The following is a 14,279-nucleotide window of genomic DNA, read 5'->3' on the forward strand; positions in this document are numbered from 1 at the left end:
TTTATTTATGTTCATTCTCTATAAAGTCATGTATAAATTCATTTTTAAGATTGTAATTTTAATAGTAATTTTCTTCCCGATATTCATTTTTCCATAATTTCTTCTATTTCAACAGGTCCACTACATACACGTTTTTTTCATCTAGCGGTCTGTTACTATTTTGAACTTTGCGTGTCATACATAATCAAGGCTATAAAATCATATTTAGTAACAATGGAAAAAAAGATTTGGAGGCTATATCGATGGATGAAAACTATGATAAACAGAGACAATCTTTACTAGGAAAAGGCTTTAATGAAAATGGAGAACGTAATGAACAAGCTAAACTTCACTCTCAAACAGTTGGTTCACGTGGACCTATTTTAAAGCAAGATAATGTACTACACGAAACGTTACAAGAATTTATTCATGAAAAAATTGTAGAAAGACCTGTTCATGTAAAAGGTTTTGGGGCATTCGGTTATTTTCAAACGATATATCCGATGTCTGAACATACAAAGCTGAGTTTTTTACAACATTCAAATGAGAAAGTTCCTGTTATGGTACGGTTTTCGTTAGCTGTTAGTACGAAAGGAACACCAGATACTTCTAGAAATGTACGCGGCTTTTCTACAAAATTTTATACAAAAGAAGGCATTTTTGATCTTTTATGTAATCACATTCCTGTCTTTTCTGTTCGTGATCCGATGCGTTTCCCTGAAACGATTAAAGCATTGTTGCCTTCACCTAAAAATAACTTAATAGATCCGGATAGATTTTGGAGTTTTGTCGCTAGAGCACCCGAATCCATTCATTTTGTTGTCCGTTTATACTCTGATGCCGGTACGGCAAAGAGTCTTCGCCACATCCCAGGACATAGTGTAAATACATACGTTTGGAGAAATGATGAAGGTAATCGAAAGTATGTAAAATATCATTGGTATCCATTTGAAGGTGTACAATTTATTACTAGTGAGGAAGCTAATAAACTAGCTGCTGAAAATCCGGATTATAGTGGGAAAGATTTATATGATGTAATTGAGGCTGGTAAATCAGTGGAGTATGGTTTATACGTCCAGCTCATGGATCCAAAAGATGAAGCACATCTTTCTTATGATCCTTTAGATGATACAAAAGTATGGGACGAAAAGGCGTACCCTCTCATACCAGTCGGTAAAATGGTATTAAATAAAAATCCTGAAAATTATATGGAACAAGTAGAAAAAGTCGCCTTCTCTCCTTCTAATTTACTAGATGGTGCAGAACTATCTGACGATAAAATGTTGCAAGGCCGCGCTAATATTTATAGCGATTCTCAAAGACGAAGAATTGGTCCTGAATTTCGTAAATTAACGATTAACCAGCAGCAAGATTGGACACCTGCTAATCAAGTAACAAGCGGTGACGGAAGATATGTTGAAGGCACACTTGAAAGAACTTCTATAACTAAGCAAGATGACTTTGGGCAGGCTGGTGAATTTTATGAAAAGTTAACACAAATAGAGAAAGAACACCTTGCTGAAAATTTAGCTAGTGATTTGAACGTTATATCCGATGATATTAGGAAGATAGTTTTGGGGTATTTCGATCAAGTATCAACTGATTTGAAAACAAGCATTGGGACAAAAATGAAAGAGCATTAAGAAGATTAAAACATGCTTTACGAATGAGAATTCAAATCTATATTAATTATTTTCTTGTCAAAATCCAATGAGGTTATATAATTTAAAAATATAAAACCAATATACCCCTGTTCTAATTATAGAACAGGGGTATATTGAAGTAGTTTAATGTTTAACATTAAATACTTTATTTAACTAAAAAATGCGATAAGTAGTCTTTCAAAACAAACTATAGTAAATTATTTTACTTGCACTGTATAATTCCCTGTTCCACCGCCATACTTATATACACTTAAGTAATATTTCCCTGGCTTCGCATTATAATTTCCAAGCAATTTGTTTCCATCACGTTTAGTTGCATAAGCTACATAATTATTTAGATCTGATTCAGAATATAATACCCAGTTCATTCCAAGGTTTTGTTCGTTCGTAACAGAAATCTGTAAATCTTTTTGATCCTTTACATCGATAACAAATTTATCCCCCTGATCTTGATCGCTTAAGTTTCCTCTTAATAAAGTGTTCAAAGATAGTGGATTCGCTGTATCAAATGAATTATTCGGTTCTTTTTCTACAGCCGTACCTTCTTCCGTATTCACTCCGCTAAATACAATATCATATTCAAATTGTCCAGCATTATTAACACGGTAATTTACAAAATAAGCAGTCAATGTTTTATATCCAGTCCACTCTTTTCCTGAAAGACGTTTCAACATATCATTTGTTGCTTGATTCATCACTTTCCAGTCCTCAATTTCTCCTTTTGCCGCACTTCCTGTATATGTCCCCTGTAGTGTAAATGTATTAAAGAATTGTGATTTATTTTTTGTTACCTTCACATCTTTTAACTTTGCTTCATTTGTGATATCTGATGTAACATCCGAAATCGATTTTGGATCATGCTGCGCTAAGTACTCATCTGATACTTGTGGAATTGTATACTTATCGCGATTATCAATAAGCATTTGCATATAAGATTGATAGTCTTCATTTAATTTATTATCTTTGCTTAATGTAGAACGATATGCGTCGTAACTTGAAACATCATTTGCACGAATTAAATCATGCACTTTATCGAACATTTCAGGACGGTTATTATACATATATGATTGCAATGCAAACGAATAGTTATAAAAATCCCACGTTCCATATTTCGCATTTAATGTTTGTGCTGCTGTATAACGTTTTGCAGGATCATAAGATAATCCACCAATTATACTTTTTCGTGGTACTACACTATCTAATCGCGTTGAACCTGCAAAAAACTCTGCATTCCCTTCTTCAAACCATGTTAAACGTTCATTTTGATACATTTCCCCTTGGCCCCATAATCCCTGAACCTCGTATCTTCCCTGTAAGTAGTGTGTAAATTCATGGCGGAACAATTCTTCCAAACTATAAATACTTTGCTCTGGTGTACGTTCATATGTAAAGAAAGTTCCCGTTCCTTCAATGTACATTCCACCATTATTCGTTTCATATCCATACAATTGACGGTTAAATTGATATTCATCTGGACTATTATAAATAACCATCGTTAACACATCATCAACATGTCCACTTTCAAGTGGTTTATCACTACCAACTGTACGATAAAATTGAGAGCGTACTTCTTTTGCCGCCCAGTATAGACGTTTAATTTTCTCTTCGCTAACTTTATCCCCTGTTTTAAAGACAATAGCTCCATCATCAAACGTATACGTTTTCGGTAAATATTTCTTTTTACCCTCTTCTCGAATTTGATCTAAACTTATTGTTTTTCCGTTCGCATCTACTCCTCCGTAATTTGTAGTAATTTGTTCTGCTGCAACAAAATATTGCTCCCCTAAATGTGGATAAATCCGCATCGCTTCTGTAACAACTTGCTGGCCTTTTGTTGGTGTACTATAAAGCTTGCCTAATCGACCAGCATAGTAAATTCCATTATTAATTAACCATCCGTTTTTATTTGTTACAGTACCAATTAGTGCAAAACGATTTACTTCATTAATAAAGTTATCAATATTGCGATACCACATCGTATCTTTTGGCTCTTTTCCAGTCGTGTACATATCCGTCTGAATATCAAAGTCAATTCCCTTCATCAACTCATAAATAGCGTCTCCTTTCGTTCGGTCTTCAATGAAAGTTGCAAGATTATCGTTATATTGTTTAAAAATTTCACCTGCATATAAAACCGTTTCAACATCAGCCGATGCATTTCCAATTAATTTCCCATATGATGAAATAACTTTATTTTGTTCTGATGTACCAAGTTTGAAATTCGGATTTTTTGCAATTGTTTTTAAAGCCGGTAAACATTTATCATGGTAGCTACGCTCATTTAGTTTGCTTAATTCATCATGGTAAAAACCTAAATAAAATGCTGCACGTAGAGCTTCTACTAACGTTTCAATCCCTTTTGAATCATCTTTCGTATAAGTTTGACCTTGTTCTGCTAGTTTATTAATGATTGCTTGCATTCGGCTATCATCTTGATAGAACTTGAGACTATCACTATTAAACTGAAATAACTCCGGGATTTGATACCATTTAATCGTCACAAGAAGATCAGTTAATTGTTTGTTACTTAATTGATTTAACTCAGCCATCGAATACTTTTTTTCTTCAGCTAACGGTTTAACATCCTCGTTTGGTGCTAGCGGACGCTGCGATAAATCCGATAACTTTAACCGTTTTGTAAAAGATGCATTTTCTTGTACTGTTGAAGAGTGCGCCAACTCATCAACAGATTTCTGTATTCCTACCGGCTCCATTTGTAATACGCTCTTCACATTTTTCTCTTTTGTCTCTGCTTGAATTTGCAAACCATTACATGATATTGTCACTAGTCCCACACCAAGAATCAGCTTAGAAATTTTCGAATATTTAACCATACCATTGCCCCCTAATAATTTTAAAGAAAATTCAGAATATTAAAACCAGAACATACTTATTTGTATGTATTTACAGTTCCGCTATAAATACAAGTATGATCAATGATGCAATAGTAGCTTGTTTTATACTATTACGAATACAGATTCCTTACATACAATTCCCCTTCCTTACATTTAATACAAGCAAAAACTGTGCCAATGCTATTTCTTATGAATAGCCAACATTCTTTTATTAATACTGTAGAATAAAATATACATAGATGGTTCAGCACTGTATAAATCTTTTGACACAAAATCTAATTTTTATGAAGAATAAATTCATTGAATGTTATGTTCATTAGCCAGTAAATAATTTTCAACTAACAACATCCCAAATTTTTAAATCTCTCAAAAAAAGGTAAACAAACATATTACATAAAGCTAATATGTTTGTTTACCTTTTCCTATTTCAAATCAACAGAAAATATCGTTTGATAAAAACAGCATTAATAAGTATTTTGTTATTCATTTCTCTTTTTCAGATAATCTTTTTCACATTGTAACGGTTTGTATTCCACTATTTTTCCTGGCTTCTTTTTCGTTTCGGTAACGATCCACTCCCCTTTTTCAAGTTTAAGATGTTTCATAACATTTGTATCGTCTATTTCTTTATAAAGTAAAAATGCTTCTTGCGCCTTCACAAATAATCTAGGCTCTCCCCTATATCCACCACTATCATAAACTTTAGTTAGCGAATTATAATAAGAATCATTTTCCCTTCCGCCATACATCAAATGCGCAGCCTCTAGGTCTCTTTTACTAATTTCCCAAAAACTATTTTCATCAATCTTTAAATCAAATGTAGATATAATGTCATTCATAATGTTTTTCACATACTTTTCATCACGAATTTTACTTTCTTCCAGACAATCTGAAGATAACCTTGGTGCATTTGACTGAGAATGTACCACATGCTGGATAGATACACATAAAATAAATATACTTAATACATACAATAGTTTTTTCATATTTACGTATCACCTCAAATGATTTAGATACTATATTATTTGAGGTGATTCTATTCTTATGCTGAAAATAATAAATCCCCTATAAAATTGATTTTTATAGGGGATTTATATTTAACATTTAATCGGCGTAGCAAGTACCTTACCACTTTTCACATCATATAAACCAACTGGTGTCACTCTAATGAAAGGTAGATGAGTCGCTGAAAAGAATAGTATTGTGAAAGCTGGGTCGTTAAAAGAATAACCTCGCTCTTGCAGTAATTTCACCATCTTTTTCTCTTTATGTATTAATGCGCTCATTTTTAAATCGGACATAATCCCGAGCAATGGTAATGCAATTTCGTGTAACACTTCATTTCTTTCCGCTATTACCATTCCCCCGCCAAGCTCTTTTACTCTATGAAAAGCTGTAAGCATATCTTCTTTCCTTTTTCCAATAAGAATGATGTCACCTGTACCGGAATAAGAGCTAGCAAGACCTCCTAATCCATTCGCAAAACCTTTCACAACTGTATTCACTCGCCAAGTGCCATCACGAGCAATCATCATAAGGAAACATTCATCATGCTCAATAGAAAGTTCTTCACCGTTTAAGTCGATTTCAGTTACATATGGTTTTGAAATAACATCATTTAATAATTTTATACCTGTTGTTTCAGAAAAAATCATATCTTCTTTCTTTAAAGACCAGTCTAATGATAATGGAGTTACTTTGAATTTACTCCAGTCTATATGTAATGATGCATTTTTGTTTATTCCGTCACGCTTCATCCATTTCCCCTTTGCAATTACACTTATTGGAATCGGATTTTCTTTACTTTCCAAAATATTAATATTTGCAATTCTTCCTGTCGCGATCGCGCCGTGTAAATGCTCCATATTATAATAACGAGCAATGTTATAGCTTGCCATATTATAGGCATCAATTACTGGTATTCCTTGCTTTATCGCGATTTCTATCATCCTATTCGTCATTCCGTTTTCATAAAATGACGGATGTGAACCATCTGTTGTGAACATGAATCTATCAAATTGCTTGACACCTAATTCCAGCAATTCTTTCAGTAAAACTTCTAAATCTGGACGGATAGAAGAGTTTCTAAAAGTAACGGTGTAACCTTGCATAAGACGAGCGAAAGCTTCCTGCCCTGTCATCGCTTCATGATCACAATCTGTACCTAACAGTTTTAACTTCGCTAAAGTCGTTTCAGATGCTCCTGGAAAATGTCCTTCCACTTTTTTATGTAATCGTTTCGTTTCCTGTACCCAATTTAACATCTCATCATCGCCATTTAATAGTTTTGGCCATGCTGTTAACTCGCCGCCCTGAAGAACATCTTCATGCTTCAGCCACTCCATTATTTCTTCACTATTAAATAAAGATTCCCCGTTTTGCAGCTCCGTCTGCCCATCAAAACGACACCACCAATACATACTTGCTGGAATCTTTTTAAATTCATCTAATAAACGAAATGCTTCTTCACGTTGTAATGTGAAAAATAAAGTTAAATTATCATTAATAAAAGTTGTTGTCCCAAACTGTATCGCATAATTTGCTAAAGTCTCTGGATTATATAATTGATATGGATGTGCATGCGGTTCTATGTAACTAGGAACTACATACTTTCCATCACAATCAATGACTTCACATTCGTGTAGTTGCTCTGGCAGTTTTTCTCCTACATATATAATGCGGTCATCATAGATCCAAATATTTGCTTGCACCCACTCGCGCATATAGGAATTTAAATATGTTGCATTCTTGAATAAAATGTGCGGGCTTCTTGTGCCATCTATTACTTCAACATGTTCTCGTAATTGTGTGTTACTCCATCTAAACTGTTTTTGTCCCAATGTATTTCACTCCACATCAATTTACTTTTATTTATTAAAACAAAAATAATTAACTAACTAAAGTATTCTCCATTCATAACTCCCCTGTATATCCCCTATACCCTTTATTATATGGAATGATTACAAAAATAACAATTTTCAAAATTTATAAACATACCTCTTTGATCCTCAATAAAAAGGATGTCTTGTAACCGACATCCTTTTTTATACTAAACTATAAGATTGAATTACACTTGTATCCGTATTTATGTTCTACATATACTTGATTGCTGCCATACCATGAATGCTAATACTGTCCTTTAAAGCAGTATCTCATTCGCTTTCTTTTCATCTATTTCTTAAATTCAATTTGCATCATTTTATTAAACTGCGTATTAATATCAATCGCGCCTAAAGAGTTAATACTAATAGCCAATGTATGTTTGCCTCCAATTGCTCCCCCAGCAAAAGTGGTAAATCCAGGAATCCCTCCTGTATGCCCCCAAACTGAAACACCGTTTGGAAGCTTAGTCTCATAGATTCCAAGACCATATCCATGGCCAAGTTCTTTAATCCCTGTAGGAACTGTAGTAAGCATTTCTTTTAGCTGCTTTTCCTTCAGTAACTTACCTCCAAGTAAAAATGAAAAGAATTTATTTAAATCGTCCGCATTAGAAATCATATCTCCAGCTGAATTAGCTACACTTGGATTATAATACGTCATGTCTTTCAATTCACTTGTTTCGTCTATTTTCATATACCCACGAGCATGATCCTTTCCTGGAATAACGGGTGAATTCCCTGGTAAAAACGTATTTGACAGATCCAAAGGTTCAATAATTCGCTTTTCAATTTCTTCCGCATAACTATTGCCACTTATTTTTTCAATAAGCATTCCCAATATTACGTATCCTGTGTTTGAATACGCCCATCCTTTACCTGGCGAAAAATCTGGGGGTAGAGAAAGTCCCATTTTCACTATTTCTTCTGCTGTATACGTTTTTCTCGAATTCATTATGTCAGCATCTTTTGACTTTAAGTATTCAGCTATACCACTCGTATGATTCAAAAGTTGACGTATCGTAATTTGATTGCCATCATACCCATTTCCTTGAATGAGACCCGGTAGCCACTTTTCAATTGGATCGTCAAGTTGCACGCGATTTTCTCCTACTAATTGAAGAACAGTCGTAGCGGTAAAAGTCTTCGTCACACTCCCAATCCGAAAACGATAATCCGATTTCATTGTTTTCTTTGTATTTAAATCCGCGACGCCAGCAGTATAACTACTAATCTTTCCATTGTTAGACGTCTTCGCTAATATTCCTGGGGTTCCAAGCTGTACTGTTTCCTGCATTACTTGTTTCCAACCATTCCGATTCTTTTGATCATGTGATTGTGACGGACTAGATAAATTTTGAACAGACTCTGCTTTCACAGTAAAACCTGGTGTGAATAGAGTAGTACCCGCTAATAAAACTGCCAAACTTGCTAACTTAATTGAATTACATTTTTTCATAAGGCTCCCTCTCCTCTATTAATATAAGATTAATTCAAGTTATACTTTAATCCTATATGATAAAACTCTCTTTTTTCTTATCCATTCCTTACGAAATACTTACGTTCAAATTTTGATACGATAAACTGAGAAAGAGCTATGCATGAAAATAAAAAGGGCATATAAAATAAGGACAGCCACTTAACTGCCCTTATTTTCATTTCACCTCGTCTTTATTATTTTTAAGATGATTCATTAATTGTGTTCGTTTCAAAGGTACATATATGTTTGTTCCAGTAACATATCTTTTTCTCAATCGAATTATCTTATAAATTTAAGGAGTTCATATTAAGATTAACAATAAAAAAGAACGTGTTTTGGTCTTATCCCTGTCAAGTAGACAGTATTAAAAAGACTAAGCAGCCATCGAGATTCGATATTCTATCGGAGCTCGATGGTTGAGTCGTTTTTGGAACCGTTTATAGTTATAAAAGTAAATATATTCTTCAATTGCTTGTATTAAATCTTCTTCTGTTTTAAAATGATTCAAATACAACATCTCCGATTTAAAATGGGAGAAAAATGACTCGATACAGGCATTATCATGGCAGTTTCCTTTGCGAGAGTGGCTGCCAATGATACCTAAATCTAAAAGTCGTTTGTTGTAGGCATGAGATGTGTACTGGAATCCCTGATCTGAATGGAGAATGGTTCCACGCACATCTCTTTTTTGTGCCAACATTTCAATTGTATCTAATACAAGTTCATTATCATTGCGCTTGGATATTTTCCAAGAAACAACTTCGTTATTATAAATATCTTGGACAACAGAAAGATACCGAAATCCCTCTTGGAATCGTAGGTACGTAATATCTGTAACAAGTGCTTCATTTTGTTGACGATCTTTAAATTCACGGTTTAAAACATTCGGAAAAACATTGGAATAGTTCCCTTTAAAGAAGCGACGCTTCTTTCGAATAATAGATTGAATGTTGAGCTCGCTCATTAAGCGATATACTTTTTTATGATTTATAAAATATCCTTCTTCCTGTAAAGCGATTTTCATACGTGGATAACCATATTCCTTGTGCTTTACATGAATAGATTGTATTACTTTTTTTAATCGTTTTTCGGATGCTAGTCGCATGTTTTTCATGCCTTTTGTATGAATCCACTTATAGTAACTTGAACGATGTACACCAGCAAATTTCGTAAGCCACCTAACTGGATATTTCCCCTTTAATGATTCAATGATATGATATCTCTCTTTATATTTTAGTACGCCTCCATTTACAGATTTGGATATTGCTTTTTTAAATATTCAACCTGAGCCTTATAGTAGTCGCGTTCCTCTTCAACGGTATTGAAATGAACACGTTTGCCTTTTAGAGGATTTGGTATCCCTTTCATTCCACTGTTTTTTCCACGTGTATCTGTAATTTCACCACATTCTTTATATTTTTTCACCCAATTTTTAAGTTGAGTAGAACTTCTAAGCTGATATTTTTCCTTTATCGTATTGTAACTTCCTTCTCCGTTTAAATAACTTTGAACAGCTGATAACTTTAATTCTTCTGAATATATATTAAAAGTTAAGCCTTTTTTAGTCATGAAAAATCCCCTCCAAGTAATAGTGTAACATCCATGTATGTACATGGTCTTTTTACACTGTCTACCTAAAGGGGATAATATCATTTTCAATTTATCAGAACACGTTCACTTACATACTTAAAACCCTATATCAACTTTTTATTTCATTCACTTTTACCATCCTGCACTAGCGTTCATGCCATTTCCAATAATAGTAAGAAATAGTGGCCACAATACTGGTCCTAACGTAAGAAGTAAATTTAGAAGTATAAGTAATCTATATACCCCGGGGAAATTTTGATCTTTACGATTTACAAATACTAAACTAACTAATAATATTATGGTCGTTAAAAATAAAAGTAGAGTTAGCAACCAATACCAAACCATTAAACTGAGACTCCATGGTGTTAATAGCTCGTGTATTATACCAAATATGATTCCTAATACTCCAAAACTAAAGGTAGTAACTGTTGATTTTATAAGCACTATATTTAATGTTTTTTCGTATGTATTTTTACAATATAAATCTATTAAAGTGTATAAAGATAAATATGCCATTAATACACCTATCCAAGACAATAACCAGTCTCCGCCTCCTCTAAATAACATGAACAGCAACCAACACATCCCTACTGCAGAAAAAGTAAAGGAAATAAGTATGCTTTTCAATACCGGTTTCATTATATTTTCACACCCTTAAAAATAAATTATAAGTTTTTACTAAACTCATGTAATTTTTTATTAACATGCTACCCATTAATCGTTTAGCTCTAATGTATCCTTTTTTCATTCTATATTAATAAAACAAAGATACACTCATGAACAATTAAAGAAGCAATACTCTACAAAGAGTTCCATATAGCTTGTATATTCTTTTTCCATTGGTAGAGATATTAAAAAATTAAGTATACATTAACATGCAATTAAATATAAGTAAATAAAATTAATTTACAGCTAATTTTATTTACTTATATAACTTTCATATTCAGATTAACTCAGTCATCATTTTATTTTGATATAATACATTCTACTATTCACATCGCCCTTTTCCATCCCGCTCTATCCACCGCATAGTCTTCTTAACATCTAACTCCGTATACGTCTTTTCACCATAACGAACAGACTCATATATCGGAATAATATCTCTCGTTCGACATATTCGTTTTAACCATTGTTGTATCGTTTCATAAGACCTTCTCTGTTCATGAAATGGTAAAGTTCTTTCCCATTCAACTAACGTTTTCCTTATTCTGTCTGTAGGCAATGACTGCTCTAACTGATTAATGACTTTTTCATTCTTTGTACTTTTTACCACAGTTTTCTTTGTTACCGATTCTTTCTCTTGTACTATTTCTGTTTTCGTCAATCTTTTCCTAATATACTTGTAGATGGAATATATAATTAACATTGCGATTATCACATAAAAAGCTATAGTAATCCATGAATTTGAAAGAACAGAAAATACATCACTCCATGAATTTTTTCGTTCAAAAACTGGAATTTTTCTATTTATTATCGTTCTTGTATCTGCACCTCCTGTTTCTTCATCTATAATTCTTTCAGACTCATCAAACCGTTCATTTATACTAGTAAAATCATAATTTCTTTCCGATATTGTCTCCGTCTTACTAGAAAAAAGCCCTTTTACTATGTCTTGCACATGCACAACACCTTTTGATAACGTTATCGCACTCACCATAAAGAAAAGTAGTATTAAAACTCTAACACTCCACAACTTCACTTTCATATGTCGCTCTTTATTAGCCATGACATAAACCCCTTCTTATTCTTTTATTACAACCCATTTATTCGTTCTGGTGTATTTCCTTGGGGAAGTACCAAGAATTAAAGGAACTGCATCCAATTCCTTACGACGAAATCCTGCTGTATAAAAATAAGAAGATGATACAGGCGTATCTTGATCCGATATAGAGGCAAGTACCTTTAATACATTTTGCAAATGTTTCCGATTATGACCGTTCTTTATATGCAACAATCCATTATCTTTCACGCTATTGATCCATACTTCAAATGAACAGTTTTGCATAAGCAGTTGTTTACATATGCCTGCCGTTAATTCAATTAGTTCCTCTGTATCATTTCTCAAAGAAATACCGCTTTTATTTTGCAAGTTGAGATAAATCGCATATTTATCTGATTGTGTTCGTTCGTATTTTTTCGCAGTTATCATCCCTGTTTTTGCCGTTGCACCCCAATGTATAGAACGAAAATCTTCATTTTCATAAGATTTCACTCCCATTACTTTCGTTTCATCATATAGCGGGGAAGACATCGCTTTTCGAAATCCCCGTGACCATTCTTGTAATTCAGGAACTTGTATTTTCGGAACGGCTGGTAAAACTAAATAGGACGGCGTATCAACTTGTTTATATGTTATATGTTTCGTTATGAATCCAAAGGGATCAGTAATAACAATTTCAACTTCTTCCCATTTCGCGATTCCTCTTTTTAAAGCTACAGCTTGCAAATCAAATGAAACTGCCTCTCCTCCTTTTAAATTAAAATTCATATAATAATTTGAACCTGTACTATGATTTTTGTTTATTTCATCATGATTCCAATTTAACTTATTTTCACATTTAAATCGAAATACGATATTGAAAATAGGAAATATCGACTTGTTTGAAATTTTCAATTTGCACATATTTGTTTCACCTATAAAAACGTTTGAATTCCCTTGACTGTATTCCCATTCAACACGAGATACTTTACGTATGTACACATGCATAGTACCTATTAAAATTACATACAAAAATACGAGAGATAATATGAGTAGATTACTTGAAAATACACATAAAATAACGGCTACAACTGACATAACTCCTATTACGAAAGGCTCCGCTAAAGGTGTATACACAAGCTGTTGATTCATCGTACATTCTCCACTGGCACACTAATCGTATGAAGAATTTCTTTCATGATTTGTTCTTTCGTCGTTTTCATCTCCCCTTCAATCGTTAACGTTAACCGATGAGCACAAACGGATGCAGCTAGTAGTTTTATATCATCTGGTGTACAGTAATCTCTTTCATTTAATATTGCTCGTGCTTGGATTGCCCGCATAAATGCCAATGTGCCTCGCGGGCTTACACCAATTTCAATTAACTCATGCTTACGGGTTGCTTCAATAATTTCAAGAAGATAATCTTGCACATCACTCCCTACTAACACTTCCCTTGCACGTTTTTGTATATTTATTATTTCTTCACTCGAAATAATAGAATGCAGCGTTTCTAATGGATCATTCGTTTGGAACCGATTCATCATTTCCTTTTCCGCTTCTCTCGTAGGGTAACCTTGGCGTATAGTAAGTAAAAACCGGTCTAATTGGGCGTCTGGTAAAGGAAAAGTGCCAGCTGACTCGAGAGGGTTTTGCGTTGCAATAACTAAAAAAGGTTCTGGTAATGAATGTGTCTGTTTCGCAATTGTAACAGTACGTTCTTCCATAACTTCAAGTAACGAAGATTGCGTTCTCGGTACAGCTCGATTAATTTCATCCACTAATACTATATTTGCAAAAATAGGCCCTAACCTCGTTTTAAATTCCGATTCCTTCACATCAAAATATTCGAGACCAATAACATCTCCAGGCAAAGTATCAGCTGTAAATTGTATTCTTTGAAACTTAGCGTCCACACTTTTAGCCAGACTTTTCGCTAAAGTTGTTTTTCCTGTCCCAGGTACATCTTCTAATAAAATATGTCCTCTCGCTATAAGAGCTATAGCTGCGAGTTCAATCGATTCATTTTTCCCTATAATGACCTTTGAAATATTGTTAGTGATTTTCTTTAATATGTTCATATATTTCACTACCACCTTTAAATATTTTTAAAATTAAGAATATTTATTTTCC

General features: G+C 33.5%; 10 protein-coding genes. 1 reads left to right on the forward strand and 9 read right to left on the reverse strand.

Annotation, left to right across the window (positions count from 1 at the left end):
• Positions 1-242 precede the first annotated feature (242 nt).
• A complete protein-coding gene (locus MKY70_RS15915; protein ID WP_341025144.1) occupies positions 243-1,622 on the forward strand; it encodes a catalase in 1,380 nt (459 codons plus the stop codon).
• Between the two features lie 218 nt (positions 1,623-1,840).
• Here MKY70_RS15915 and colA read toward each other — a convergent pair whose 3' ends face one another.
• The 9 genes from colA to MKY70_RS15960 form a co-directional block, all read right to left on the reverse strand.
• The gene (colA, locus tag MKY70_RS15920) at positions 1,841-4,477 is read right to left on the reverse strand and encodes a collagenase ColA (protein WP_012261185.1); all 2,637 of its coding nucleotides are present in this window, start codon (positions 4,475-4,477) and stop codon (positions 1,841-1,843) included.
• A gap of 500 nt (positions 4,478-4,977) precedes the next feature.
• Positions 4,978-5,484 carry a hypothetical protein gene (locus MKY70_RS15925; protein ID WP_088292129.1) on the reverse strand — a complete coding sequence of 169 codons (507 nt, stop codon included), beginning with the start codon at positions 5,482-5,484 and terminating at the stop codon, positions 4,978-4,980.
• 111 nt (positions 5,485-5,595) lie between these two features.
• The gene (locus MKY70_RS15930; RefSeq protein ID WP_341025150.1) at positions 5,596-7,338 is read right to left on the reverse strand and encodes an adenine deaminase C-terminal domain-containing protein; all 1,743 of its coding nucleotides are present in this window, start codon (positions 7,336-7,338) and stop codon (positions 5,596-5,598) included.
• 331 nt (positions 7,339-7,669) lie between these two features.
• Positions 7,670-8,836, reverse strand: a complete 1,167-nt coding sequence (locus tag MKY70_RS15935) for a serine hydrolase domain-containing protein (protein ID WP_088035498.1) — start codon at positions 8,834-8,836, stop codon at positions 7,670-7,672.
• 394 nt (positions 8,837-9,230) lie between these two features.
• A protein-coding gene (locus MKY70_RS15940) for an IS3 family transposase (RefSeq protein WP_154214651.1) occupies positions 9,231-10,426 on the reverse strand; the annotation gives its coding sequence in 2 pieces (ribosomal slippage) (positions 9,231-10,120 and positions 10,120-10,426; 1,197 coding nt in all).
• Between the two features lie 153 nt (positions 10,427-10,579).
• Positions 10,580-11,086 (reverse strand): DUF3902 family protein, encoded by a 507-nt coding sequence (locus tag MKY70_RS15945; protein ID WP_088031132.1) that lies wholly within the window; start codon positions 11,084-11,086, stop codon positions 10,580-10,582.
• Between the two features lie 349 nt (positions 11,087-11,435).
• Complete coding sequence (locus tag MKY70_RS15950) at positions 11,436-12,173, reverse strand: signal peptidase II (RefSeq protein WP_140152293.1); 738 nt, start codon at positions 12,171-12,173, stop codon at positions 11,436-11,438.
• A gap of 15 nt (positions 12,174-12,188) precedes the next feature.
• Entirely contained in the window at positions 12,189-13,298 is a 1,110-nt protein-coding gene (locus MKY70_RS15955; protein ID WP_088031133.1) for a DUF58 domain-containing protein, read from the reverse strand.
• Complete coding sequence (locus MKY70_RS15960; RefSeq protein ID WP_088031134.1) at positions 13,295-14,227, reverse strand: AAA family ATPase; 933 nt, start codon at positions 14,225-14,227, stop codon at positions 13,295-13,297. Before MKY70_RS15960 ends, MKY70_RS15955 begins: the two co-directional genes overlap by 4 nt.
• Positions 14,228-14,279 lie beyond the last annotated feature (52 nt).

The organism is Bacillus sp. FSL R9-9492 (assembly GCF_038007365.1).
Lineage (GTDB): Bacteria > Bacillota > Bacilli > Bacillales > Bacillaceae_G > Bacillus_A > Bacillus_A mycoides.

Coding starts and splice junctions, on each gene's coding strand:
- MKY70_RS15915 (WP_341025144.1), top strand. CDS start 243: ATGGATGAAAACTATGATAAACAGAGACAATCTTTACTAGGAAAAGGC.
- colA (WP_012261185.1), bottom strand. CDS start 4,477: ATGGTTAAATATTCGAAAATTTCTAAGCTGATTCTTGGTGTGGGACTA.
- MKY70_RS15925 (WP_088292129.1), bottom strand. CDS start 5,484: ATGAAAAAACTATTGTATGTATTAAGTATATTTATTTTATGTGTATCT.
- MKY70_RS15935 (WP_088035498.1), bottom strand. CDS start 8,836: ATGAAAAAATGTAATTCAATTAAGTTAGCAAGTTTGGCAGTTTTATTA.
- MKY70_RS15945 (WP_088031132.1), bottom strand. CDS start 11,086: ATGAAACCGGTATTGAAAAGCATACTTATTTCCTTTACTTTTTCTGCA.
- MKY70_RS15950 (WP_140152293.1), bottom strand. CDS start 12,173: ATGGCTAATAAAGAGCGACATATGAAAGTGAAGTTGTGGAGTGTTAGA.
- MKY70_RS15955 (WP_088031133.1), bottom strand. CDS start 13,298: ATGAATCAACAGCTTGTGTATACACCTTTAGCGGAGCCTTTCGTAATA.
- MKY70_RS15960 (WP_088031134.1), bottom strand. CDS start 14,227: ATGAACATATTAAAGAAAATCACTAACAATATTTCAAAGGTCATTATA.